The sequence below is a fragment of the Bifidobacterium amazonense genome (assembly GCF_018555435.2).
GTDB classification, from domain to species: Bacteria; Actinomycetota; Actinomycetes; order Actinomycetales; family Bifidobacteriaceae; genus Bifidobacterium; species Bifidobacterium amazonense.
This window is the reverse complement of sequence record NZ_JAFEJT020000020.1, coordinates 25,501-49,986: the sequence shown is the minus strand read 5'-3', so window position 1 is coordinate 49,986 and position 24,486 is coordinate 25,501. Positions and strand designations below refer to the sequence as shown.

Here is a 24,486-nt window from a genome sequence, read left to right as displayed (position 1 = left end):
TCTTCGGTTCTATTCTTGGCGGAAACAAACCTAACAGAAGAACGCCCCTCTCATACCCGCACACACGAAAGCCCCGGCAACGACGCCGAGGCCCACAACCTCACCACACAAACTGGCGAAGACTCGAATTTCCTCGTAGGTTGGTGCGCGATGGGCGAAAGCCCGTATGCGCATATCGAGAGGAAGCTTCAGGAATGTCGAATCGTGCCATGATGAGTCGCGCCGTCACGCCGGTGCAGGCTGCGGCGCGCCGCCGTATGCCGGGCATGCGCGTGCAGCGTGCCGGTCGAGCCGCGGGTACGGCGATGAGGACGATCGCGACCAGGATGGTGGTCGCGACGATCGCGTTCGTCGCCGCGCTTGTGACCATGCTGACGCTCGCCGTTGCCCCGATTGCAACGACCGGCGCGCTGTCGCCGTTCGCGGCGACCGTCGCGCGCGCCGATGATTCAGGCAGCACCGTCGACTACGAGACGTGGACGGCCGTCGCCGAGGCCATCGACAGCCAGTTGCAGGACGGCCTCAAGGAATACACGTCCGGCAACACGGCCGGCTCGACGTCCAAGTTCATGGCCGCGTACAACACGATCTACATCGCGTCCAACTTCACCGCCGTCGTGCGCGACTCGGTCAGCTCCGACAAGCAGGCGAGCCAGCAGCAGGCGTTCCAGGACATCCAGAACCTCTCGTACACGAGCGGCAACGACGACCAGCTCAAGACCAAGATCACCGATCTGGTCAACGACCTGAAGGCGACCGCCCAGCAGCTCGACGCGAACACGGCCGTCTCGAACCCGAAGAAGTACTCCGAGGACCTGCAGGCGCAGATCGCCAAGGAGCGCAAGGAACTCGACGCGAAAAAGAAGAAGAACCCGGGCAAGGGCAACCGTTCGTGGACCGACGTGGCTAACGAGATGACCCCGATCCTCGACAACGCGTACAAGGCGTACGCGGCGGGCGACGCGGCCAAGGGCGCGACGCTCGTCAACAACGCGTACTACCAGTACTACGAGAAACTCGGCTTCGAGAAGAACGTGATGAACGCCATCAGCGGCGACCGCGTCTCGCAGGTCGAATACCAGTTCAAGATGTGCCGCAAGTCGATGAACACCGGCGCGGACCTCAAGAGCACGAAGAAGCTCATCGACGATCTGAAGACCATGCTGGTCACGGATGCGGGCATCCTCGACGGCGGCGCGGCCGACAAGGAGGGCGGCTTCACCAAGCTCATCACCAGCGCGGTCGGCCAGGCGTTCCTGATCCTCATCCGTGAGGGTCTTGAGGCGTTGCTCGTGGTCGCCGCCGTGGTGGCCTACCTCGTCAAGTCCGGCAACAAGCGCTTCACCAAGTGGATCTACCTCGGTGTGCTTGTGGGTCTTGCTGGTGCAGGCGTGGTTGCGGTGATCTTTGTGCTCGCGTTCGGCGGCTCCGGCCCGATCCAGGAGATCATGGAAGGCGTGTGCGCGCTCGTCGCCATGGGCATGCTGCTGTGGACCAGCAACTGGATGCTCAACAAGAGCTCGGTCGAGGCGTGGAACCGCTACATTCGCACCAAGACCGAGGCGGCCGTCAAGTCTGTTTCGGAACAGGTCTCCAACGGCGATCACGTCGCGTTCTCCACGGTGGTGTCGCTTGCGATGCTGAGCTTCCTCGCGGTGTTCCGTGAGGGCGCGGAGACGGTGATCTTCTACCAGTCGATCTACACGATGAGCCAGGATACGCACGGCATGTGGGTCGGCGGCATCGCCGCGGCCGTGGTGCTCGTGATCATCTTCTTCGTGATCCGGTTCACGTCGGTGAAGATCCCGATCGGCCCGTTCTTCCTCGTCACGTCGATCCTGATGTCGGTGCTCGTGGTCGTCTTCGCGGGCGGCGGCGTGCACTCGCTCATCGAAGGCGACGCGCTGCCGGCCACCTACCTGCAGGGCGTGCCGACGAACGACTGGCTCGGCTTCTACCCGTACGTCGAATGCATCGTGGCGCAGGTGATCGCGGCTATTGCGGTGATCGCGCTGTTCGTGGTCGGATTCGTCAAGCAGCGCAAGGCCAAAGCCGAGCTCGCCGCGGGCGGTTCCGGCAAGTCCGGAACGGACGACGACTCCGACGATGCCGCGTCGGCCGCCTCCGCGGTCGTCACGACCGCCGCGGTCAACTGATCCGAGAATTTAAGATTTTCCCCAAAATTTCATCCAAACAACAAAGGAAGAGATTATGAAGAACAAGAAGATCGCCGCCCTGCTGGGTGTGCTCCTCGCCGGCTCGATGGCCTTCTCGCTGGCCGCCTGCGGCTCGACCACCGCGTCGAACACCGACAGCACCAAGTCGGACACCTCCACCTCCGACACCAACTCCTCCGACAACTCGTCGGACAGCTCGGATTCCTCCTCCGACTCCGCCGGCTTCGAGGAAGTCCCGGTCGGCCCGTCCGGCACCGCCGAGGAGCAGGATCAGGACAACGGCCCGCTGACCGTCGGCGCCGTGTACTTCCAGCCGATCGACATGGAGCCCGCCTCCTCCGGCCTGAAGGCCGCGGACGCCTCCTTCCACCTCGAGGCCGACATCCACGCCAACGAAGAGGGCACCAAGCTCGGCTACGGCAAGGGCGACTTCGTGCCGGACCTGACCGTGAACTACACGATCATCGACAAGTCCACCGGCAAGGAGGTCGAGGGCGGCAAGGCCACCTCCGGCACCTTCATGCAGATGAACGCCTCCGACGGCCCGCACTACGGCGCCAACGTCAAGCTCGACAAGGCCGGCACCTACCAGCTCAAGCTCTCGATCGAATCCCCGGCCGCCAAGGGCTGGATGCTGCACGTCGATCCGGAGACCGGCGTCACCGGCCGCTTCTGGACCGAGCCGATCGAGGTCACCTTCGACAACTGGGATTACACTCCTCGCCAGTGGTAATGAAATCCGCGGAACGCGGTTTCATTACCACGACGGAATGGCCGAGCCGTGAAGCAAACAGCCCGGTGGGCTGTTTGTAGGCGAGGGCGAGCGATAGCGAGCCAGCAGCAACGCGTTCGCGATAGCGAACGTCCGAATACTACCGGCGGTATCGTTGATTCCATTGTGGCGATAGGCAAAACGCTCCCTTCCGCACGAGGGGAGCTTTTGCTGTTTTTACGGCGTGCTGAACAAGGGACGAAAGGACGCGGATGCTTGAACAATTCGTGGCGGTGATGCCGGGGACGCTGGCCCCCGCATTGCTCGTGATGTGCCTGAGCGTGATGCTCACGGTCGGCGAGGGGCGCGACAAGCCGGTCAGCACGCATTGGCGTCTGGGCGGCCTGCTTGTCGGCACGGTCGCCGCGATCGTGTTCGCGGCCCTGCGCGCGACCGCCGTCATCAACCAGCGCACGTTCGTCAACTATCCGGTGCTGTGTGTCGCGGTCGTCGTCGACCTGCTCGCGATCGCGGTCGTCGTCGCGGCCCGCCGCATCACGACGAACTGGCAGCGCCACGCGGTCTGGATGCACGTCGCGAACGCGATCGCCGCGGTCGACATCGCGCTCACGCTGTTCTACGCGCTGCCCGACGTGATCCTGCAGCTGACGATCTGGGTCGAGCCCGGCGACCCGGTGTTCACGTCCGCGATGCTGCTGCGTGCGCTCGGATTCGCGCTGGGGCTTGCGATGTCGATCGTCGTCGCCGCGATCTTCCGCACGATGCGCTCGACCGCGGTGCGTCCCGCGTTCACGGCCGCCGTCGTGATCGTCATGGCGCTCCTGTTCGTGCAGCATCTGACCGGTCTCATGCAGATCCTGCAGGCGCGCGGATTCCCGATGAACCACACCGAGTTCGTGCTGCTCGCCTGGTCGATCAACAACAACCGCGGCATGATCATGGCGCAGGCGTTCGCGTTCCTGATCCCGGCCGTCGCGTCGATTGTGGCCGGGTTCCGCATGAAGACGAAGCCCGTCGACGGCGAGAACGACGCGACCGTGCGCCGACACAAGGCGTTCCGCCGTCGCGCGGTCGCGGCCGCCGCGTGGAGCGTCGTCGCGGCGCTCGGCGTGGCCGCGACGCTCACGTTCGGCGTGGCCTCCACCCAGCAGGAGATCACGCTCTCGCCGCCGGAAGCGTATTCGTTGAAGGACGGCGTGGCGACGATCCCGTTCACGCAGGTCGAGGACGGTCATCTGCACCGCTTCGAATACAAGGCGAAGGACGGCACGGTGATGCGGTTCATCATCATCAAGAAGAACGGCGGCGCGTACGGCATCGGCCTCGACGCGTGCGACAACTGCGGCGATGCCGGCTACTACGAGAAGGACGGCAAGATCATCTGCAAGAAGTGCGAGGTCGCGATCAACCTGGCGACCATCGGCTTCAAGGGCGGATGCAACCCGGTGCCGTTCCCGTACAAGACCGGCAACGGCAAGATCACCATCCAAACCGCCGATCTGGACGCGCTCAGCGCCCACTTCCAGTAAGTCAGGCAGGAGGTCACCATGTTCTTTCTGCGTATGATCGCGCGGTCGTTCACGCGCCAGCTGCGCCGGCGGCTGCTTATCGCGCTCACCGTGTGCCTGTCGGCCACGGTCAGCGTTTCGATGCTGGGCGTCGTCTTCGACGTCGGCGACAAGCTCAACGCCGAACTGTCGACGTACGGCTCGAACATCGTCGTGCAGCCGAAGGCCGACGCGGTCGTCTCCGACCTGTACAACACGACCGGCGTCACGGGCGCGGCCGCGCAGGCCGATCCGACCGCGTTCCTCAAGGAGTCGGACGCGGCCAAGATCAAGACGATCTTCTGGGCGTTCAACATCACCAACTTCGCGCCGCAGCTCAACATCCACGCCGAAGTCAACGGCGTGAACGCGCCGCTCGTCGGCACGTGGTTCAACAAGGAGCTGAAGCTCGCGTCCGGCGAGACGACCGTGGTCGGCGTCGACGGCATGCGCTCGTGGTGGAAGCTCGACGGCTCGTGGCCGAAAGACGATACCGATCAGGGCGTGATCGGTACGACGCTCGCGGGCCAGCTCGGCGTGAAGGTCGGCGACACGGTGACGCTCAAGAAGACCACCGCGTCCGGCAAGCACAACGAGCAGGCGATCAGGATCGTCGGCATCTATGATTCCGGCGACGACGAGAACGGCTCGCTGTACCTGTCGTCGTCCGTTGCGCAAGTGCTCGCCGACCTGTCTGACGCGGCCGACAAGATCGAAGTCAAGGCCCTGACCACGCCGGAGAACGACCTCGCGCGCAAGGCCGCGCAGAACCCGGCCGCGCTCAGCCAGGACGACTGGGAGACCTGGTACTGCACCGCGTACCCGAGTTCGATCGCCTACCAGATCGAGGAGGTGATCCCGGGCGCGGTGGCCAAGCAGGTGCGTCAGGTCGCCGCGTTGCAGGGCAACGTGTTGCAGAAGACGCAGGCCGTGATGATTCTGATGACCGTGCTGAGCCTGATCGCGGCGGCCGTGGCCGTGGCGAACCTGATGGTCGCCTCGATCGGCGAACGGTCGGCCGAACTGGCGCTGCTCAAGGCGATCGGCGCGACGGACGGCGCGGTCTCGCGTCTGATGATGGCCGAGACGGCCGCGATCGCACTGCTTGGTGCGATCGTCGGCGCGGGGCTTGGTTCGGGTGTCGCGCAGCTGATCGGACACGTCGTGTTCGGATCGGGCATCACGATGCGGCCGATGGTGTTCGTGCTCGTGTTCGTGCTGCTCGCGATCACCGTGCTGCTCGCGTCCGCGTCGTCGATCCGCTCGATCCTGAGCCTTCGCCCTGCGGAGGTGCTGCATGGCCGGTGAGTTCGGATTTGTGTTGCGTGTGATGCATGGAAGGGAGCGGTGAGATGACGAATACGGGGATGTTCTTCCGCATGCTGTTCAGCGCGGTGTTCCGCCGGCGCTCGCGTGCGATGATGGCGGTCGTCGCGTCGCTCGTCGGCGCGGCCACGCTGTTCTGCCTGGCGATGATCTGCATCGCCGTGCCGCAGCAGATGAACGAGGAGATGCGCGCGTACGGCGCGAACCTGATCGTCACGCCGACCTCGTCCGTGGACTCGTCGTCCGGCGACAAGGCCGGCATCGACGAGGCGATGGTCAAGCACACCACCGAGATGGTCGCGGCGAAGGGCTCCGAGAAGCACGCGACCTACCGGTACGAGAACGTGCGCGTGAACGCCGCACCGTACGTGATGGCCGGCGTGGACGCGAAGCAGGTGAAGAACCTCAACCATCACTGGGTGGTCGACGGCTCGTGGCCGTCCGACGGCAAGGTGCTCATCGGCCGCGACATCGCCGACGCGATCGGCCTCAAGGTCGGCTCGCGCATCACCATCGGCTACCGCGCGTCCGACAACTCGTCGTCCTCGTCGTCGTCCACTGATTCATCGTCGTCCGCCGACTCGTCCGACGGTACCAACGGCACCACGGACTCCCAGCAGTCCTCCTCCGGCCAAGCCATGCAGGACGGCCGCGTCTCCAGCGACATCATGGACACGTCCGGCACCGAATTCCGCGTCGCCGGCATCGTCGACACCGGCGGCAGCGAGGACTCGATCATCTACGCAACGAACGCCGACGTGAACAAGCTCACCGGCGTCACGCGCGGCGTCGACGTCATCGAATACTCCGCCGGCGCGAGCGATCTCAACGCGCTGGTGACCAGCATCAACGACATGACCTCCATGCACGTCAAGGCGCAGCAGGTCACCAAGATCACCGCATCCGACACGCGCATCATCACCATGCTGCAGACGCTGTTCTGGATCGTCTCGCTCGTCGTGCTCGTGCTCACGCTCGTCGGCGTCGGCACCACGATCAGTTCGATCGTCTCGCAGCGACGCAACGAGATCGGCCTGCGCAAGGCGCTCGGCGCCAGCTCGTCGGCGATCGGCGTCGAATTCTACGTCGAATCGGCCATGTACGGCCTCATCGGCGGCCTGATCGGCACCGCGGTCGGCTACGGGCTCGCGCAATGGCTGTGCGTGGCCGTGTTCGAACGTTCGATCGGCTTCAACTGGTGGCTCGGCGTCGCGTCCGTGCTGCTCGCGGCGCTCGTCGCGGTCGTCGCGTCGATCCCGCCCGTCCACCGCGCCACGCGCATCGACCCGGCCGTCGTGCTGCGCGAGGAATAATCGTCCCGACATTAGCGAGTAAGGAAAATCATCATGGATATGCTGCTTGAACTCGACCATATCTCGAAGATCTACGGCGACCTGCATGCCGTGGACGACCTGAGCCTGACCGTGCCGGCCGGGCAGTGGCTCGCGATCGTCGGCTCGTCCGGCTCCGGCAAGACCACGCTGATGAACATGATCGGCTGCATGGACACGCCGTCGAAGGGCTCGGTCAAGCTCGAAGGCCGCAAACTCGAGGACCTCAACGCCGGACAGCTCGCCGACGTGCGCAAGAACATGATCGGACTCGTGTTCCAGAAGTTCTACCTCGTGCCGCATCTGACGGCCGTGGAGAACGTGATGGTCGCGCAGTACTACCATTCGGTCGTCGATGAGAAGCAGGCGCTGGAGGCCCTGGACCGCGTGGGACTGAAGGACCGCGCGCACCACCTGCCGAGCCAGCTGTCCGGCGGCGAACAGCAGCGCGTGTGCATCGCGCGTGCGCTCATCAACGATCCGAAGCTGATCCTCGCCGACGAGCCGACCGGCAACCTCGACGAGAAAAACGAGAAGATCGTGCTCGACCTGTTCCGCCAGCTGCACGAGCAGGGCACGACGATCATCGTCGTCACGCACGACGCGCTCGTGGCGAGCTGCGCGGAACGCGAGATCATGCTCAACCACGGTGTGCTCGTGGGGGAGAAGTGGAACGACGACGCGGCGCGCGAGGCGTACGAGGCGGCGGGTGGTCGCCCGGCGTCTACGGGCGCTGAGGTCGAGGGCGCGCAGAGCGGCGAGACCGCGATCGGCTTCGCCGACCCGACCAAGGCCGCGAAGACCGGCGCGTGAGGCTTTTCTCGGCTCTCCTGGCAAGGGAGCTGTCACGCAGTGATTGAGGGGTAGTCAGAGGATTATGCGTTACGACGCTCGGCTACCCCTCAGCCCGCTTCACGGCCAGCTCCTCTGGCAAGGGGAGCCGAGACAATACTGATAGGTACAGTGGGTGGTATGAGCGATACGAGTAGGTTGAAGAAGTCGGCGGTCGCGGCGGCGGCCGGACTGGTGGTGGCCGGCGCGATGCTGGCCGGATGCGGCGAGCCGAAGGCCACGCCGATGAACGACGAATACGCGGGCAATTCGGGCGAGACCGAGCAGTCGCAGGAGGAACAGTCGCAGTCGTCGTCGGATGGCTCTTCGTCCGACTCGTCCGATTCGTCCGGATCGTCGTCGAGCTCGTCGACCGGCGCCGGCTCGCGCGACACCGGCACCAAGTCCGACAAGAAGGACACCGGCAACTACGCGGACGGCACGTACTCGGTCAACGGCCAGTACGGTCCGATCGGCGAGGACACGATCGACGTGCACGTGACCGTCAAGGATCAGAACGTCGAAAAGGTGGAGATCGTCGGGCACCCGTTCACGAGCATCTCCAAAAAGCACCAGACCGACTTCGCGAACGCGATCAACGGCGTGGTGGACGGCAAGCCGCTCAAGGATCTCAAAGTCGACACGGTCGCCGGCGCGAGCTGGACCACCGACGCGTTCAACGCCGCCCTCGAGGTCGCCCGGCAGGAGGCGTCGATCCAGTAGCGGTCCCCGGGATGCCTCGGGGTCAGGTTTACTCTCCACAGACCAACGCTGGGTTAGGGTTTGGCGTTGGTTTGTGGCGGGTGGAGTCATGCTTCTCGCCGGTTTCCAACGTTGTGAGGGTGTTCGGCGTTGGCTTGAGGTGGGTAACAACATGATTCTCGCCAATGTATAACGCTCGGTCGCCTCTCGGCGTTGGTTTGTGGCTGGAGTATCCGCCGGGAGTCGGCATGGGGTGGCATACGAGAAGGATGCCGGATACCCGTAATCATTCAGGGAAACAGGTTCGCCTCCGCTGATAGCGTGGACCGTATGACTGAAGAGCTTGAACCCACCGCGAAGATCGAATCGCAGCTGGCGGCCGCGCCGGTGGCAACGGCCGACGCGGATGATGCGGACGGCATCGGGCCGGTCATCGGCATCCCCGGGGAGGTGCCCGTGGAAACCGGGCAGTCGGAACTGCAGGACGCCGCATCCGTGGCTGCCGTTGATCCGGCGTCATCGGAATCCTCCGACGAGCCGCAAATCGAGCCGCAAACCGAGTCGTACACCGAGCCGCAGGACGGGCCGATTCCCGGCGACGTGAACGGCGACGGCGTCGTCGACATCGACGACAAGCGACTGCCGCTCGTCACGCGCGTCTACGGCATCATCCTGCTCGTACAGGGTCTGCTCACCGTGCCGATGATCGTCATCGCGTTCGGCTACGCGATCCGCGCGATCGTCGACGGCGACGCGACGCTCGACCAGGCCGACCTGACCGTCATCCTCAGCTGGATCTCCGCCGTGCTCAGCTCGGCCACGACCGTCGTGCTCATGATCTTCGGCGGTCTGCTCACGTTCAACAAACGCAAGCATGCGGCCCGCTGGACCGAAGTGCTCATCCCGATGACCATCGCGGAAGGCCTGTTCGCGGTCATGCTCGACGGGCTCGGGCTCAACCTGCTCTCGCCGATCATCCAGCTCGTGATTCTCGTCACGCTGTCGATCACCGTCGATCCGGCACTGCGCGAGGAACGCCGGCTCAAGGCCGCGCTGTGGCGCATGGACGAGCGCGCCGCGTACGAGGACGCGGCCTCGCGCGGCATGCCCGGCCGCGACCTGACCGGCAAAGGCTATATTTCGCTCGACTTCTTCAACCTGTTCTGGCTGTTCGTGGTCGGCTGCGTGTTCGGCCTGACCATCGAAACGATCTACCATTTCGCGCTGTACGGCGGCGAACTGCAGGACCGCGCGGGCCTGCTGTGGGGACCGTTCTCGCCGATCTACGGATTCGGCGCGGTGATCCTCACGGTGCTGCTCAACCGGCTGTGGCGGTCCAACTGGCTGCTGATCTTCTGCGCGAGCGCGGTGATCGGCGGCACGTTCGAATACCTGACCAGCTGGTTCATGGAGGTCGCGTTCGGCATCACCGCATGGGACTACACCGGCCAGTGGCTGTCGATCGACGGGCGCACGTCCGGCAAGTACATGTTCTTCTGGGGGCTGCTCGGGCTCGCGTGGATCAAGCTGATCCTGCCGCATCTGCTCGCGATGATCCAGCGGATCCCGTGGAAATGGCGGTACGGCCTGACCGCGGTGTGCTTCGCGTTCATGCTCGTGGACGCGGCGATGACCCTGATGGCGCTGGACGCATGGTATTCGCGGCTCGCCGGCATCGCGACCGATTCGCCGGTCGCGGACTTCTTCGCGCGGCACTACGGCAACGAGTTCATGGCGGACCGGTTCCAGACCATGAGCCTCGACCCGTCCAAGGCCGGGCGCATGTAGGTGGCGTGCGTGCGCGGGGCGCGGGTGTACCGTGGGGTGCATGAGCAATACCGTGAATGATCAGGGACATGACACCGTGGCCGGAACATCCGAATCGACTGGAACATCCGAATCGACCGGCGCGACCGGAACGCAGACCGCGTACTTCGCCGGCGGCTGCTTCTGGGGACTTGAACGATACTTCCAGAACGTCGACGGCGTGACCGACACGACAGTCGGCTACGCGCAGTCGCAGGTCGCCTCGCCCACGTACGAGCAGGTCTGCTCGGGCGCGACCGACGCGGCCGAAACCGTGCAGGTCGAATTCGACCCGGCACGCGTCAGCCTGCGCACGCTGTCGCTGCTGTTCCTCGAAGTCATCGACCCGTTCTCCGTCGACCGGCAGGGCGAGGATACGGGCCGGCAGTACCGCACCGGCATGTTCTACACGGACGATACGCAGCGGGCCGTGTACATCGCCGCGCTGGAACAGCTCGTCGACCGTCAGCCGCAGCGTCCGGCCGTGCTCATCGAACCGCTGCGCAACTTCTACCCGGCCGAGGACCGTCATCAGGACTATCTGATCAACAACCCCGGCGGCTACTGCCACGTGCCGTTCGCGGCGATCGCCAACGTGAAGCGGCGCCAGAAGTACGTGGAGCGCATCTGGGACCTGACGCTGGAACAGTTCGCCGTCACGCAGCAGGCGGCCACCGAGCGCCCGTTCGTCAACGAATACGACGAGGAATTCGAGCCGGGCATCTACGTCGACATCGTCAGCGGCGAACCGCTGTTCTCCTCGCGCGACAAATTCGACTCCGGCTGCGGCTGGCCGGCGTTCTCGAAGCCCATCGCCGACTCGCTGCTCACCGAGCACGAGGACCATCGCATTCCCGGACGCGACCGTATCGAAATCCGCACGGCCGAAACGCAGATCCACCTGGGACACGTGTTCAACGACGGCCCGGCCGACCGCGGCGGACTGCGCTACTGCATGAATTCCGCCGCGTTGCGGTTCATACCGCGCTCGCGCATGGAGGCGGAAGGCTACGGCGACTGGATCGCGGCGGTGGACGACTGACGGTTCATTGAACGTTCATCCGGTACCGCGCGAGCCGCACGCAAGGATCGGCATAATCGAATCATGGATGCGGATATGCGGGCGGACGCCGTGGACGCCACCGAGGACGCGGCACAAGAGGCGTGGAACCGGGTCAAACCCTGGTCGGGAATCCCGGCGGCGCTGTGCTTCGTCGCGTGCTGGACGGTGATCGTGGTGACGTTGCTGGTCGTTCCGGCCACGCACGAACTGGCGACTCATCCGAAGGAGCACACTCCTGTGATGCTGGGGTTCATGGCATTGGCGTTCGTGATATCGAAGGTGGTGGCGCGGCTGCAGGTCCTCTGGCATCGGGTCCACATGCCGGACGGGCTGGTCGGAGCGGACACGGCGGCGTTCGTCGCGCAGGGATACGAAATCGTCGGCGGCAACGATTATTACGACGATGACCATGATGAGCGGATGCCCAGAACGGTGCGCACCATCCTGTTCCGTCCGGCGGCGGGGGATCGCAAGATCAGCGTGTTCGCGTATCCCGCAGGCAGCGATGAGACCCGGCTCCGGGGACGGGCGCGACGCATCACCCTGCTGATTTCCGGGTCGCGGGTCCGTGTGGATGATGCCTCTGCGGGCGACTGGTTTGCGGGCGGGTCTTCTGGGGCTGATGCTTCCAGGGGTGGTTCTTCTGCGGCCCACCCCAAGCCCAAGTACAAAGAAAACGGCCAATACCTGCTGGTCTTGGACAAGTCGGCCCCGTCGGGGCAGGCCGGGTTCTGACGTTGCTTTGGGCTTCGGGCTGATTGGCCGGAATATGGGCGACGGTGCATGCTGTTACGCTGGATGGTGCAAGCGCGGGCAAGTCGTTTGCACCCATACTTGCCGTGCTGGCCTCCACACGTAAAAGGATTCCGTCGCCCGATACGAATGGCGTCGGGGGTTGCAAAGCCCCGGAACGTATCCAGTCCCACCACGGGGACGCTAAGCATCGTGGGGAACGCGTCCGCGCAGGTGGGCATGGATTGTCGCCGCGGTAGACGTGAAAGGCCGCAAGCAAGCCGGTCAGTCCAAGGGCTCCGGCTTCTTTCGCTTCAGGAGAGATTTGGACTGACGTTCTCGCTATTTCGTCACAAGGTCCAGTACTACCCACTCAGGCAGGGCGAGCAATGATCCGATTCTCTAGTGGGAAGCACTTCCCACTAGGTTCCCACTAGTTCTCACTAGAATCGTCCCGGCGATCCAGTCTGATGGTGGCTCCGACAGTTTGCTTTTTCATCCAGCGGTTGCCTCTCGAATTGGAATCGGTGTACAAGTACCGCTATCCATGAAGACTCCGAAGTACTATGACATGCTATGACATGCTATGACATACACATGTCGGAGTATGTCACTCTTGGTTGTAGTACTGCTTGGGATCACGCGGCCCGGATCCGTGCCAGTGCAGCAATCCCTGCTGAACGAGCTGTTCCAATGCTCTTGACGCCGTACGCGAATGCACTCCCGCCTTTTCAGCCAGTCGCTTGGGGGTCACTTTCCCCTCGACCGTGGCAATGGTCAGTGCTTCACGCTCGATGCCGGTCAGCCCGGTGGCGGGTATTTCGGTCTGGTTGACGATGGACGGGTCCGTGTCGTGTCGTTCGCTGAGGTAGGGCACGCGTTGCCTGATGTTATTGCGGAGCACGAGTTTGACCATGAAGTTGTTGGGTTCGCTGTATTCGGGGTCGGACAGGCCGAGCTCGGCCATTTCCTCGTACATGCGGTGCACGCCCTCGTTGAGCTCGCGCACCAGCTCGAACGCGGTGAGCACATGGCAGATCTTCGGGTTGCGCGCGTACCGGGTGGTGCGCATGTTCTCCTCGTTCTACGGATGGGCTCAGCGCAACGGCAGGCGTAACGACAATCCGGTGGACGATCTACCCTCCATCAAGCGCGAACACCGCAAGAAGCGTGCCGCACCCGAACAAGCCGTGATCATCGGCCGCGATAGCAGCGATCCGCTCACGAGGCTGATCATCAGGCTCGCCGCCGACGCAGGACTGCGCCGCGCCGAAATCGCACAGGTGCGCGGCGACGATCTGATCGACGACGCATTCGGCTGGAGTCTAATCGTCCACGGCAAAGGCGGCAAGGACCGCATCGTGCCGCTCAGCGACGAGCTGGCCATCGAAATACGCCGGCGAGGCCCCGGTTGGCTGTTCCCCGGAGAAAAAGTCTGCGACCACATCTGCGGCGACACCGTCTATCGCATCATCAAGGAAGCCACCGGCTACCCGCCCCACTCATTGCGCCGCCGCTTTGCGACCGCCGCATACATCACTTCCAACGGCAACGTCATGGCCATCAAGGAGATCCTCGGACACGAAAGTCTGTCCACCACGCAAGGCTACATCACCGTCAGCGGTCGGACCTTGCGTACCGTGGTTAACCAGGTCATCGGTTACAGGGAACGGGACATGTCGGCCGACGGCGAACGTCGGGAACGTGAGTGAGCCGAGCTGCTAGCCGGCTCCGTCTGCCAACAATCCCGAGAAACGCAAAACACCTTAAGGCAGGCGTCGCAGCATGGCCGGGGTGAGTTCGTACCGGTCGCCGTACATCGTCCAGTGCAACGGGAGTGTCAGTCGGAAGTTGCCGTCGTTGATGAATCCAAGTTGGGTCTGCAGTCGCGATAGGTCGCGGTGGGCTTCTTCCGATTGCATCACCGGGGTGCGGGCATCGAGGAACGCGCGCAGGTAGGTCGCCTCGTCGCCTCCCCGGGAGGGCGTCGTCGCAGTCTGCATCGCCGCGGCGCGGATCGCCTGGAAACTGCTGCCGTCGTCCGCGGATCCCGGACCGTGGACGACCAACGCATCGTAGTAGATGTACTGCCCCAAAGGCGAGAGGCCGTCCTTGCGCGCATACCGGACGGCGGGGTCGAGGTATTGCTCGTGCACGATGTTGTTCTGCGCCTCGATGAACTTCCGGTCACGGGCCGCGCGTTTCCACGCAGCGGTGAAACCATCACCCAGCCCCTTGTGGGTGTCGGTGCCGTTGGCGTCGGCCAGCGCGGGCAGGAACCGCGCGAGCCGGTTGTCCGGTTCGATCCGCGTGTATCGGCGCACCACGTCGAGCATGTCGCCGGTGCCGGAAGTGAACCCTACGATGCCACCCGTGTATCCTCGCCCGTCGCCGATGTCCTCGATGTATGAATACGTCCGGGAGTAGTCAGTGGTGCTGTTCTCGGCGCTGGAGACCAACGCGAACACGATCTTGCGCAGGTCTCCAGCGGCGATGGTCCGCTCGTCGGCGGAGTGTGGGGATTGCGTCGGCACGGGCGATGCGGCGACTCTGACATTGTGCAGCCGCATGGCCGACTGCGATGCGGAACACCAGGCGCCGGACAGGGCGACGATCACGGCTATGGACGCGGTCGCCAGCATGCCGACGCGCGCCGGCATGCTGGCAGGGATGTTGCCCTGCGTCGATGGTGTGGTGTCGTTCATCGTTCAGTGGTTGCGGATGGCGTTGCGCAGGGGCAGGACGCTGGTGGGCGAGACTGACAGTTCGTCGAGTCCGATTTCAAGGAACGTGTCGGTCAGGCTCAGGTCCGCGCCGAGTTCGCCGCAGATGCCGCACCAGATGCCGTGACGATGCGCGGCCTCGGTGGCCATGCGGATCATGCGCAGCACGGCGGGCGAGTGCGGGTCGGCGAATCGTCCGAGGTTCGGGTTCTGCCGGTCGCAGGCCAGCGTGTACTGGGTCAGATCGTTGGTGCCGATGGAGAAGAAGTCGACTTCGGCGGCCAGTTCGTCGGCCATGATGACCGAGGCGGGCGTCTCGATCATGATGCCGACCTGGATGTGCTCGTTGAAGTCGACGTGTTCGCCGCGCAGCTCGTTCTTGACCTCGTCGAGGATCTGCTTGGCGTCGCGCACTTCCTGGACCGAGGTGATCATGGGCAGCATGATGGCGATGTTGCCGTACACGGAGGCGCGTAGCAGGGCGCGCAGCTGGACCTTGAAGATCTCCGGGCGGGTCAGGCAGATGCGGATGGCGCGGTAGCCGAGTGCGGGGTTGTCCTCGTGCTCCAGGTTGAAGTAGCCGACCTGCTTGTCCGCGCCGATGTCGAGCGTGCGGATGACGACCAGACGGTCGCCCATCTTCTGCGTGACTTCCTTGTAGGCTTCGAACTGGAATTCCTCGGTTGGGTAGTCCTCGCTCTCCAGGTACAGGAACTCGCTGCGGAACAGGCCGATGCCCTCAGCGTCGTTGGCCAGCACGGCGGTCACGTCGGAGGGGCGGCCGATGTTGGCGTACAGGCGGACCTGCTGGCCGGACTTGGTCTCGGTGGGCTTGCCCTTGAGCTCCTGCAGGAGGCGCAGACGCTCCTCGTACTTGGCCTTCCTGCCCCGGTATTCGGCCAGCGTCGTTTCGTCCGGGTCGACGAATGCCATGCCGCTGGTGCCGTCGATCACGGCGGTGTGGCCGTCGTCGTCCGGGTCGAAGGCGTCGCCGATGTCGATGATGGCCGGCAGGCCCATCGTGCGGGCCAGGATCGCGGTGTGCGAGTTCGCGGATCCTTTGGCGGTCACGAAGCCCAGGACCTTGGCGCGGTCGAGCTGCACGGTTTCGCTGGGGGCCAGGTCCTCGGCGAGAATGATGTGACTCTCACCGCCTTCGTCATCCGCAGCAGCCCCGCCGCGCTTGCCTTCGAGCACGTTGATCACGCGGCGGGAGACGTCCTTGACGTCGGCGGCGCGCGCCTGCATGTAGGAGTTGTCCATTGCAGCGAACATGGCGGCGAACTGTTCGGCGGTGCTCTTGACCGCATACTCGGCGTTCACCTTGCTTTGCGTGATGAGGGCCTCGACGCTTTCCACGTAGTCGGGGTCCTGGAGCATGAGCTGGTGGGTGTCGAACAGTTCGGCCTTGCCCTCGCCGAGTTCGGCGGCGGCCTTGTTGCGCAACTGCTTCAACTGGGCGACGGCCGCATCGCGTGCCGCGCGGAAACGCTCCACTTCGGTCTTCGGGTCGTTGACCACGCGACGTTCCACGGCGTGGTCGGCGGTGTCGAGCACGCGGATCGTACCGATGGCGATACCGGCCGAAACCCCGACTCCCTGTATTGTCCGCATCACAGGTTCTCCTTGAGGAACTGCTCGAATTCCGCGGCGGCCTTGGCTTCGTCGTTGCCCTGTACCTTGACATTGACCTCGTCGCCCTGCTTGACGCCGAGACCCATGACGCCGAAGATGCGCTTGGCGTCCACGGACTTGCCGTCGCGGGTGATGATGATGCTTGACTCGTATTTCTGGGCTTGGGAGACCAGAAGGCCGGCCGGGCGGGCGTGCATGCCCTCGGGGTCAGATACGGTGAATGTGAATTCCTGAGACATGATAATGCTCCTTATGCGTTTGACGCGCGTCGTATACTGCGATTTACAGCTGCTCGCCGTTGGTGGCGATGACCTTCCGGTACCAGTCGAAGGATTTCTTGCGGCGACGCTCGAACGTGCCGTGTCCTTCGTCGTCGGCGTCGACGTAGATCAGCCCGTAGCGTTTCTTGAATTCGCCGGTGCCGAAGCTGACCAGGTCGATGCATCCCCACACGGTGTAGCCCATGACCTCCACGCCGTCGAGGTCGATGGCCTTGCCGACCTGTTCGATGTGCGCGCGCAGATAGTCGATGCGGTCGTCGTCGTCGATGGTGCCGTCCGGGTTGACGGTGTCATATGCGCCGTAGCCGTTCTCCACAATGAAGATCGGCTTGCGGTAGCGTTCGTACAGGACGCTCAGCGCGTAGCGCAATCCGACCGGGTCGATCTGCCAGCCCCATTTGGAGGCGGGGATATACGTGTTGCGCACCACGCCGGCGATGCCGGAGTCAAAGTCGCCGGGAGTGGAGGCATCTGCGGACAGGGCCATCGACATGTAGTAGCTGATGGAGATGAAGTCGACCGTGCCTTCGGCGATGGCCGTCTCGTCTCCCGGCTCCATGCGCGGGGCCACATCCTCACGGGCCCACATGTTCCGCGCGTAGTTCGGGTATTCGCCGTTGACGTACACGTCGCCGAACACGAGTCGGTCGCGCATGGCGACTTCGGCGCGCATCACGTCGTCGGGGTTGCAGGTGGCCGGGTAGATCGGCACGATGGCCAGCATGCAGCCGATCCGGAAGTCGGGGTTGATTTCGTGGCCGCGCTTGACGACCAGGGCGCTGGCGACGAACTCATTGTGCACGGCCTGCCAGACCTTGCGCTTGCGATCGTGGATCGTGTCCGTCTCGGAGAACCGGATACCGGAGTCGGTGTAGGCGAAGATCGGGTTTTCGAGGTTCATCTGGTTGTTGACCTCGTTGAAGGTCAGCCAGTACTTCACCTTGGTCTTGTAACGTTCCATGACGGTGAGCGCGAACTTGACGAACAGGTCGATGAGCCTGCGGTCGGTGAACCCTCCGTATTTGAGGCTCAGGTTGAGCGGCATCTCAAAGTGCGAGAGCGTCACGACCGGCTCCATGCCCTTGGCCTTGAGGTCGTCGAACAGGTCGTCGTAGAACCTCAGTCCGGCCTCGTTGGGCTCGTCCTCCTCGCCGTCAGGGAAGATGCGCGACCAGGCGATGGAGGTGCGGAAGCACTTGAAGCCCATCTCCTGGAACAGCGAGTCATCGCCGCGGAAGCGGTGGTAGTAGTCGTTGCCCCAGTGGTTCGGGTAGATCTTGCCAGTCTCGACACGGTCGGTGATCTGCCGGGGCACGCCGTGAGCGCCTGCGGTCATCACGTCGGCGATGGACACGCCCTTGCCGTCTTCGTTCCACGCACCTTCGAGCTGGTGGGCGGCCACTGCGCCACCCCACAGAAAGTTGCTTGGGAAACCCATGTTTGTGTTCCTTTTCCTGAAAAACCTTATGGTTCAGTTGAACTTCTTGTACAGTGCGATGAGCTCGTCGACCAGCAGCTTGACGGTCTCCGCGGCCATCATCTGGTCCTCGACGTGCGTCATGAGCAGGCTGACCTCGATCTTTTCGCCCGCTGCCTCGCGCTGCACGAGGTTGGTGTGCAGCTCATGGCCGGTCGCGAAGCTCTGGTCGCCGCTCTTGATGAGTTCGTCGGCCTTGTCGTAGTTGCCGGCCTTGGCCGCCTGCAGCGCCTCGATGTAGTCGGATTTGGCGCTTCCCGCGGCCGTAATCATCTGGAAGCAGAGGGTCTCCCAGTCGAAGTCCTTGTTGTCTTCTGCCATTGTTACCACCCTTGGTTCGTTCGTTTGGTTGTCGGTTGTCTGTCTGTTGGTGTCGGGTTACTTTGCGGCGATGGCGATGGCGTGTTCGAGTACCTTGTCGCCGCGCACCATGCCGTAGTCCTGTGGGTTGATGGCTTCGACCGGCTTGCCGGGCAGCAGCTTCTTGACGTGGTCGAGCTCGTAGCGCACCTGTGGGCCGAGCAGCACGGCGTCGGCGTTCGCTGCCTTCTCCTCGACCTCGGAGATCGGGTAGGCGTCGATCTCGGCCTCGATGCCCTTGGCCTCGGCGGCGGCGCGCATCTTCTTGACCAGCATGCTGGTGGACATTCCGGCGTTGCAGCACAGTACGATCTTCATGGTGTTGTTCCTTTCAATGGGCCCCGCACCGGTCGTGGGGGCGGTTGGTTGTTATGGGTGTTGTGAGCGTTGATAAGGCGGGAGCCCGGCAAGGGTGGTCGCTCGTACCGGGCTCCCATGTGTCGTCCGACCGTCGCCGATCGGAAGATCGGAGCCGTTCGATGCGCCGGCTCAGGCCTTGGCCGCCGCGGCAGCGGTCTCGAGATCGGATTCGTTGGCGGCCTGTTCGGCGATCCACGCCTGGTCCTGCTTCTTGACGAACGGCAGGTAGACGGCCACGGAGATCACGAGGATGATGAGCTGGATGAGCGCGCCCTTCCAGCCGCCCAGCAGGAAGCCGGAGATGATCACCGGGGTGGTCCACGGCACTTGGACGGCGCCGAACGGGGGCATGAAGCCGATGTACATCGCGCCGTAAGTGATGATCATGGCGATCAGCGGCACGACGATGAACGGGATCAGGAAGAACGGGTTGAACACGATCGGCAGGCCGAAGATGACCGGCTCGTTGATGTTGAACAGGCCGGGCACGATGGACAGCTTCGACATTTCCTTCATCTGGCTGGACTTGGCCACGATCAGGCCGGCGATGAGCAGGCCGAGTGTGATGCCGGTGCCGCCGAACTTGACAAAGCAGTCGACGATCTGCGGGGTGAGGATGTGGCCGCCGTCGGCGGTGGTCACGGCCTTGCCGGCGTCCATGAGGGCCTGGTTGGCCACGGAGTTTGCGGTCAGCAGCGGGGCCATGATGCCCATGACGACGTTCGGGCCGTGGATGCCGCACCAGAAGAGGATAGAGATGAGCAGGGTGATGATGATCGCGCCGGCCCAGTTGTCGGTGAGGTTCTGCATCGGGGTCTGCAGGATCTTGAAGATGAGCTCGGTGAAGCTCACGCCGCCGAACGCCTGGCACAAGTGGTAAATGACGGCGGAGCCGAGCACCACGAAGAAGCCAGGGATCATCGCGGAGAACGCGTTGGACACGCCTTCGGGCACGGAGTCGGGCAGCTTGATCTTGAGGTTATGCTTCATGCACTTGACGAACACCAGGCCGGACAGCAGGCCGACGATGATGGCGGTGATCACGCCGTTGCCGCCGGTCCACGAGGTGGAGATCGCACCAGACACGGAGGCGGTGGCACCCTCCTTGATCGCGTCGACGGTGCTGTGATCGATGCTCACCGAGGACGGTGAGAGGATGAAGAAGGCGACCAGGGCCAGCAGACCGGAGGAGATGCCGTCCTCCTTCTCGTTGCGCGCGTAGGCGTAGCCGATGCCGACTGCGATGATGATGGCCAGGATGTTGAACGTGCCGGCGGACACCTGATTCAGGCCGATGTTCCACTTGTCGGTCAGCAGGTTGTTCATGAAGTCCGTGTAGCCCTCGAACGGCAGGTTCGCGAGCAGCAGGAACAGTGAACCCACCAGAGTGGCCGGCATCGTGAGCACGAAGCCGTCCTTCAATGCGGTGACCGCCTTGGTCGTCGCGAATTTCATGAAGCCGTTGAGCAGTGTATTGCCGAACTCCTTCATTCTCGTCCTCCTTCGGACTGGTGTGATTGTTCCGGGCGGGCTTTGCGCCGGCCCGGCATCTTCGATCAATAGTCATTCGGATGGATAGGAAACATTCGAATGACTTAAAGAGAATATATGACAATCATTCGGCTGTGTCAAATTCATTCGAATGATTATCGGGTGCGGCGTGTCGCATTGGAACGCCGCGGATCAACGGGACGGCGCGGTCGCGGCGTCGGCCATCCGCATCCGGCCGCGTCTGTTACGTCCGCGCGCGGTGACCTACTTCAGATCGGCGAGGTTGAAGAACGTGGCCTTCTCGTAGTGGTAGTAGACCGTACCCGCGTTGAACAGCCGCCCGTTGGACAGATACGCGTCGTCCTCGACCACCAGGGCCGGGTCTCCGGCGGACAGTCCCAGCAGATCAGCCTGGCCGTGGTCCAGCTTGCGCGCGTACATCAGCTTGTCGGCGAAGCCGGGAATCAGCCCCAGGTCCTCGCGGATGTACGAATAGATGGATCCGTTGGCGATTTCCTCGTTGAGGTACGGCACGAACTCCTTGAGATACAGGGCGTACTCGATGGCGAACGGCTCGCCGTCCAGCAGACGCAGGCGCGAGACGCTGTAGATCTTGGCGCCGGAGGCGCACTTGAGCCGCGTGGAGTCCTTGCCTGCCTCGCGCTGCTCCAGCTTGATCACCTTGGAGGACACGGCGTGGCCGGGGAACTCGGAGGTCATGCCCCTCGTGTTGTTGATGTTGAGGCATCCCTCCCGCTTGTTCTCCCGGACGAACATGCCACTGCCCTGCACCGGATACACGTCGCCCAGATCGACCAGCAGGGCTATGGCGTTGCGCACGCAGTAGCGTGTCACGCCGAAATGCTCCATGAGCTCGGGTTCGGTGGGCAGCTTGCCCGTGTCGTGGTACTTGCCCTTGTCGATCTCCACCTTGAGGATCTTCGCCAGCTCGCGGTACTTCATACGACCTCCGCAATCGCATCGTTCCATCGCGCCATGTCGACGCGGTATACGATAGCCATCGTATCGCATGACTCGTATTCATTCGAACATCTGGGCACCCCGATGTCCGAACGTCCTGCGAGTCATTCGCATGAATCACGTCTGCCGCGAAGACCGTCCACGACATGCCGGTCATTGGATCAGTGGCGGGTCGTCATGGTGTTCGAGCACGGCCGCGACTATCACGTTGATGGCGTAGCGCGTGTACTCCGCGAGGTCGATGGCGACGCCGTCGCCCTCCGGCGAATTCGCCGTTTCGCCGTCGCCCTCGCCCTGCTGCAGCAGCCACTGGTATTGCAGACCGTCCATGACCGCGATGATGGCGGAACTTGCCATCTCGGCCTCCGCCATGTTGATGGTGGCCTTGCGCTCCTTGGCCATTTGGACGAACGAGGCCATCAGGTCGTTGCGCAGATCCCGGTAGCGGTCCCGGAAATACGGCATGCTGGCGTTCTTCTCCACGGCCGATTCGCCGGACACCATGGTGAACAGCCGCACCATGCCTGGGTGCTTTGCATTGTCGTCGGCGGTGGCGGCAAGGTGACGGAACCAGTCCTCGCCGTGGTCGACATGCGCCCGTTCGCGTTGCACGCCGCCGGAGACGTCCCTGTTCTTCACCACCTCCATAAGCAGCGCGCGTTTGGATCCGAAGTGATGGAGCACGCCGGCCCGGGTAAGGCCGGTGCGTTCGGCGATCTCTTCCAGCGTGCCGTCGTTGAATCCTTTCTCCCCGAACACCTCGGCGGCGGCGGCGATGATCTCGCGCCGCTTCTGCTCGGTTTCGGGACGGTGCTTACGCGGCTTGACCTGGCGCTCCTGAGCGCCGCCCTGCACATGTTCCTGCATGATGACCTACTTCACAATCATGGTTTTTTCTATACGGTTCCATACGACATTCACCGGCGGGATCGAACCTGCAACGACCATATCACTCCGCGCACGCCCAGCGGACGAGCCATGCCCTCGCATAGCAGGTCAGACCCGGGAAGAACAACACCGCCGCAAGCAGCAGCCATGGCACGAACATCACCGACAGCGCGGCGGCCAGCAACACGCACGCCATCAGCGCGGATTGCAGCACGTGCCCCAGCCCCAGCGAGACGGCCTCCCGAAATAACACGGCCAGCGGCAGGCTCTGCCCCGATCGGAGCGCGAGCAGCGGAAACACGTTGACGCATGTCAACATCCACACGGCGCCGACCACGACCAGCGGCATCAGCGCGTACTGGCTGCCGCCGGTCAGTGCGGCGACGCCCCAGTACGCGCCAAGCAACGCGGCAAATCCGGCGATCACGCTCAGCCACATGGCGACCGCCCGTCCGAAATCCCTCCGGTACGCCGACCAGAAGCGGGACATGATGGGCACGTCCCCCTCCTCGATCATGTCGAACCGAGTGCGGAACATCGCCGTCGCGCTCACGCCGATCGTGACGACCGGCAGACATCCCAGCAGGAACAGCAGGCTCAGCTCCATCACCTGCCAGATTTGCTCCAGCACCTGATACAGCTTGCCGTCAATGGAGAACAGTTTCATCGTGCACCATCATCCGCGTCGTCCCAGACCACGGTCGCCGCCGCCTTGGACGGCAGCGACACCGTGCGGGACGGACCGGCCACGCCGACGACGTCCACGCCCACCCGCGCATCATGATTGGAGTCGTTGAACAGCACGACGACCACGGACCCGTCCTCGTTGCGGCAGGCCAGCGAACGCACGCCACCGTTCTGGTCACTGCCGATGCGCACCGCGCCGGGGCGGATGAACTTGCTGAAATGGGCCAGACCGTAATAGTCCAACATGTACTCTGCCGTCCGAGTGCGCCGATCGACGCGCAGCAAACCGCGGCAGGTGCTGCGGCCGAAGCCGGGCACGACCGGGCCGTTGTGTTCGTCGAGCGCGAGGTTCCACAGGATGAACGATTTGGAGCCGTTGCGCAGGATGTCGATGCCGGTGCGCATGAGGTTGCTGAACGCCGGCTCGAATTCCGGGATCCATTCACCACCGGAACCTTCGGTGAAGTACACGTCCTTGGCGGGGAAATGCGAGGCGACGCGGGACTGGCTGACGGCGCGGCCACCGTACCAGTGCCAGGCGATGCCATCGAACGCGTCTTCGGCGGCATCAAGCAGGTCGAACGCGTAGTCGACGCGGTCCCAGTTGTGGTCGTATCCGAGCACACGCGTTTCGAGACCCGCGTCGCACAGGGCGGGGCGCAGGAAGTCGCGTACGAAGCGGGCCTCCCGGTCGGCCGGGAACAGCATGCCCGGATAATGGCCAGGGACGAACAACGGCTCGTTCTGCGGCGTTACGGCGAACACCGGAACACCCTGTTCGGCGTATGCCTGGAGGAAACGCACGAAGTATCGGGCGTATGCCTCGTAGCAGTCCTCCCTGAGCTCGCCGCCGATCATGGAGCCGCTGGTCTTCATCCAGCCCGGCGCACTCCACGGCGAGGCGATGAGTCTGAGCCGTGGGTTGAGTTCCATGGCCCATGTGGTCAGAGGAAGGATGCTTTCGAGGTCATGTCCGATCGAGAAACGATCGAGACTCTCGTCGCGCTGTCCGTCCGGCATGTCGTCATAGCTGTAGATCGTACGCGCGTAGTCCGAGGCTCCCATCGGGTTACGCAGCAGGGACAGCCCGATGCCGAGCTTGGGGTCGAACAGTCTGGACATCGCGGTCGCGCGGTCCTCCTCGTCGAGCACCTGATCGATCAGATGTGCGGATGCGTCGGTGAACGACGCGCCGAATCCGTCGATGCTCTGGTAGGAATGGGTTGGATCGGCCGTTATCGTCACGTCGGCGGCACCGGGGTCGGTCCCGTCGATCGGCTCGAACATATGCTTGGGGCCGTCTGTCAGATACATGGTGCGCATGGGTTCCTCTTCTTCGGATGCGGATGTCGGAT

The 24,486-nt window shown here is 63.7% G+C and carries 24 protein-coding genes; 12 read left to right on the top strand and 12 right to left on the bottom strand.

Features of this window, described 5'->3' with window-relative positions; translation table 11 throughout:
• The 11 genes from JS533_RS06405 to JS533_RS06355 all read left to right on the top strand — a co-directional run.
• A partial coding sequence (locus tag JS533_RS06405; RefSeq protein WP_241513608.1) for a hypothetical protein occupies positions 1-213 on the top strand: 213 nt, incomplete at its 5' end.
• A 113-nt stretch (positions 214-326) separates the two neighbouring features.
• Positions 327-2,156, top strand: coding sequence for an FTR1 family iron permease (locus JS533_RS06400; protein ID WP_420838631.1), 1,830 nt, complete (start codon positions 327-329; stop codon positions 2,154-2,156).
• 52 nt (positions 2,157-2,208) lie between these two features.
• Complete coding sequence (locus tag JS533_RS06395; RefSeq protein WP_420838630.1) at positions 2,209-2,910, top strand: iron transporter; 702 nt, start codon at positions 2,209-2,211, stop codon at positions 2,908-2,910.
• 251 nt (positions 2,911-3,161) lie between these two features.
• The gene (locus JS533_RS06390) at positions 3,162-4,439 is read left to right on the top strand and encodes a DUF2318 domain-containing protein (RefSeq protein ID WP_241513606.1); all 1,278 of its coding nucleotides are present in this window, start codon (positions 3,162-3,164) and stop codon (positions 4,437-4,439) included.
• Between the two features lie 18 nt (positions 4,440-4,457).
• A complete protein-coding gene (locus JS533_RS06385; RefSeq protein ID WP_241513605.1) occupies positions 4,458-5,765 on the top strand; it encodes an ABC transporter permease in 1,308 nt (435 codons plus the stop codon).
• A 44-nt stretch (positions 5,766-5,809) separates the two neighbouring features.
• A complete protein-coding gene (locus tag JS533_RS06380; RefSeq protein ID WP_241513604.1) occupies positions 5,810-7,096 on the top strand; it encodes an ABC transporter permease in 1,287 nt (428 codons plus the stop codon).
• Positions 7,097-7,135: 39 nt separating this feature from the next.
• Entirely contained in the window at positions 7,136-7,927 is a 792-nt protein-coding gene (locus JS533_RS06375) for an ABC transporter ATP-binding protein (protein ID WP_241513611.1), read from the top strand.
• Positions 7,928-8,086: 159 nt separating this feature from the next.
• On the top strand, positions 8,087-8,668 hold the full coding sequence (locus JS533_RS06370) for an FMN-binding protein (protein WP_241513603.1): 582 nt from the start codon (positions 8,087-8,089) through the stop codon (positions 8,666-8,668).
• 474 nt (positions 8,669-9,142) lie between these two features.
• On the top strand, positions 9,143-10,435 hold the full coding sequence (locus JS533_RS06365) for a putative ABC transporter permease (protein WP_420838629.1): 1,293 nt from the start codon (positions 9,143-9,145) through the stop codon (positions 10,433-10,435).
• Positions 10,436-10,475: 40 nt separating this feature from the next.
• Positions 10,476-11,495: a peptide-methionine (R)-S-oxide reductase MsrB gene (gene msrB / locus JS533_RS06360; RefSeq protein ID WP_241513601.1), complete on the top strand. Its 1,020-nt coding sequence runs from the start codon at positions 10,476-10,478 to the stop codon at positions 11,493-11,495.
• 63 nt (positions 11,496-11,558) lie between these two features.
• Complete coding sequence (locus tag JS533_RS06355; RefSeq protein WP_241513600.1) at positions 11,559-12,251, top strand: hypothetical protein; 693 nt, start codon at positions 11,559-11,561, stop codon at positions 12,249-12,251.
• A 607-nt stretch (positions 12,252-12,858) separates the two neighbouring features.
• Here JS533_RS06355 and JS533_RS06350 read toward each other — a convergent pair.
• On the bottom strand, positions 12,859-13,320 hold the full coding sequence (locus JS533_RS06350; RefSeq protein ID WP_241513599.1) for an ATP-binding protein: 462 nt from the start codon (positions 13,318-13,320) through the stop codon (positions 12,859-12,861).
• Here JS533_RS06350 and JS533_RS06345 point away from each other — a divergent pair.
• The gene (locus JS533_RS06345) at positions 13,319-13,960 is read left to right on the top strand and encodes a tyrosine-type recombinase/integrase (RefSeq protein ID WP_241513598.1); all 642 of its coding nucleotides are present in this window, start codon (positions 13,319-13,321) and stop codon (positions 13,958-13,960) included. The genes JS533_RS06350 and JS533_RS06345 overlap by 2 nt on opposite strands.
• Positions 13,961-14,014: 54 nt before the next feature.
• On the opposite strand, the gene JS533_RS06340 is transcribed toward JS533_RS06345, so the two are convergent.
• The 11 genes from JS533_RS06340 to JS533_RS06290 all read right to left on the bottom strand — a co-directional run bounded on the left by JS533_RS06340 (position 14,015) and on the right by JS533_RS06290 (position 24,454).
• A complete protein-coding gene (locus JS533_RS06340; protein ID WP_241513597.1) occupies positions 14,015-14,953 on the bottom strand; it encodes a chitosanase in 939 nt (312 codons plus the stop codon).
• Positions 14,954-14,956: 3 nt separating this feature from the next.
• Positions 14,957-16,585, bottom strand: coding sequence for a phosphoenolpyruvate--protein phosphotransferase (gene ptsP / locus JS533_RS06335; RefSeq protein WP_241513596.1), 1,629 nt, complete (start codon positions 16,583-16,585; stop codon positions 14,957-14,959).
• On the bottom strand, positions 16,585-16,845 hold the full coding sequence (locus JS533_RS06330; RefSeq protein WP_241513595.1) for an HPr family phosphocarrier protein: 261 nt from the start codon (positions 16,843-16,845) through the stop codon (positions 16,585-16,587). Before JS533_RS06330 ends, ptsP begins: the two co-directional genes overlap by 1 nt.
• A 43-nt stretch (positions 16,846-16,888) precedes the next feature.
• Complete coding sequence (locus tag JS533_RS06325; RefSeq protein WP_241513594.1) at positions 16,889-18,325, bottom strand: 6-phospho-beta-glucosidase; 1,437 nt, start codon at positions 18,323-18,325, stop codon at positions 16,889-16,891.
• A 33-nt stretch (positions 18,326-18,358) separates the two neighbouring features.
• Positions 18,359-18,685 (bottom strand): PTS sugar transporter subunit IIA, encoded by a 327-nt coding sequence (locus JS533_RS06320; protein ID WP_241513593.1) that lies wholly within the window; start codon positions 18,683-18,685, stop codon positions 18,359-18,361.
• A gap of 57 nt (positions 18,686-18,742) precedes the next feature.
• Positions 18,743-19,042: a PTS sugar transporter subunit IIB gene (locus tag JS533_RS06315; protein WP_241513592.1), complete on the bottom strand. Its 300-nt coding sequence runs from the start codon at positions 19,040-19,042 to the stop codon at positions 18,743-18,745.
• 171 nt (positions 19,043-19,213) lie between these two features.
• Positions 19,214-20,575, bottom strand: coding sequence for a PTS sugar transporter subunit IIC (locus tag JS533_RS06310; RefSeq protein WP_241513591.1), 1,362 nt, complete (start codon positions 20,573-20,575; stop codon positions 19,214-19,216).
• Positions 20,576-20,839: 264 nt separating this feature from the next.
• Positions 20,840-21,538: a GntR family transcriptional regulator gene (locus JS533_RS06305; RefSeq protein WP_241513590.1), complete on the bottom strand. Its 699-nt coding sequence runs from the start codon at positions 21,536-21,538 to the stop codon at positions 20,840-20,842.
• A gap of 171 nt (positions 21,539-21,709) precedes the next feature.
• Complete coding sequence (locus JS533_RS06300; protein ID WP_241513589.1) at positions 21,710-22,423, bottom strand: TetR/AcrR family transcriptional regulator; 714 nt, start codon at positions 22,421-22,423, stop codon at positions 21,710-21,712.
• Positions 22,424-22,505: 82 nt separating this feature from the next.
• Positions 22,506-23,111: a DUF624 domain-containing protein gene (locus tag JS533_RS06295; protein ID WP_241513588.1), complete on the bottom strand. Its 606-nt coding sequence runs from the start codon at positions 23,109-23,111 to the stop codon at positions 22,506-22,508.
• A complete protein-coding gene (locus JS533_RS06290; protein WP_241513587.1) occupies positions 23,108-24,454 on the bottom strand; it encodes a glycoside hydrolase family 30 protein in 1,347 nt (448 codons plus the stop codon). The genes JS533_RS06295 and JS533_RS06290 overlap by 4 nt, the downstream gene beginning before the upstream one ends.
• Between the last annotated feature and the right edge of the window lie 32 nt (positions 24,455-24,486).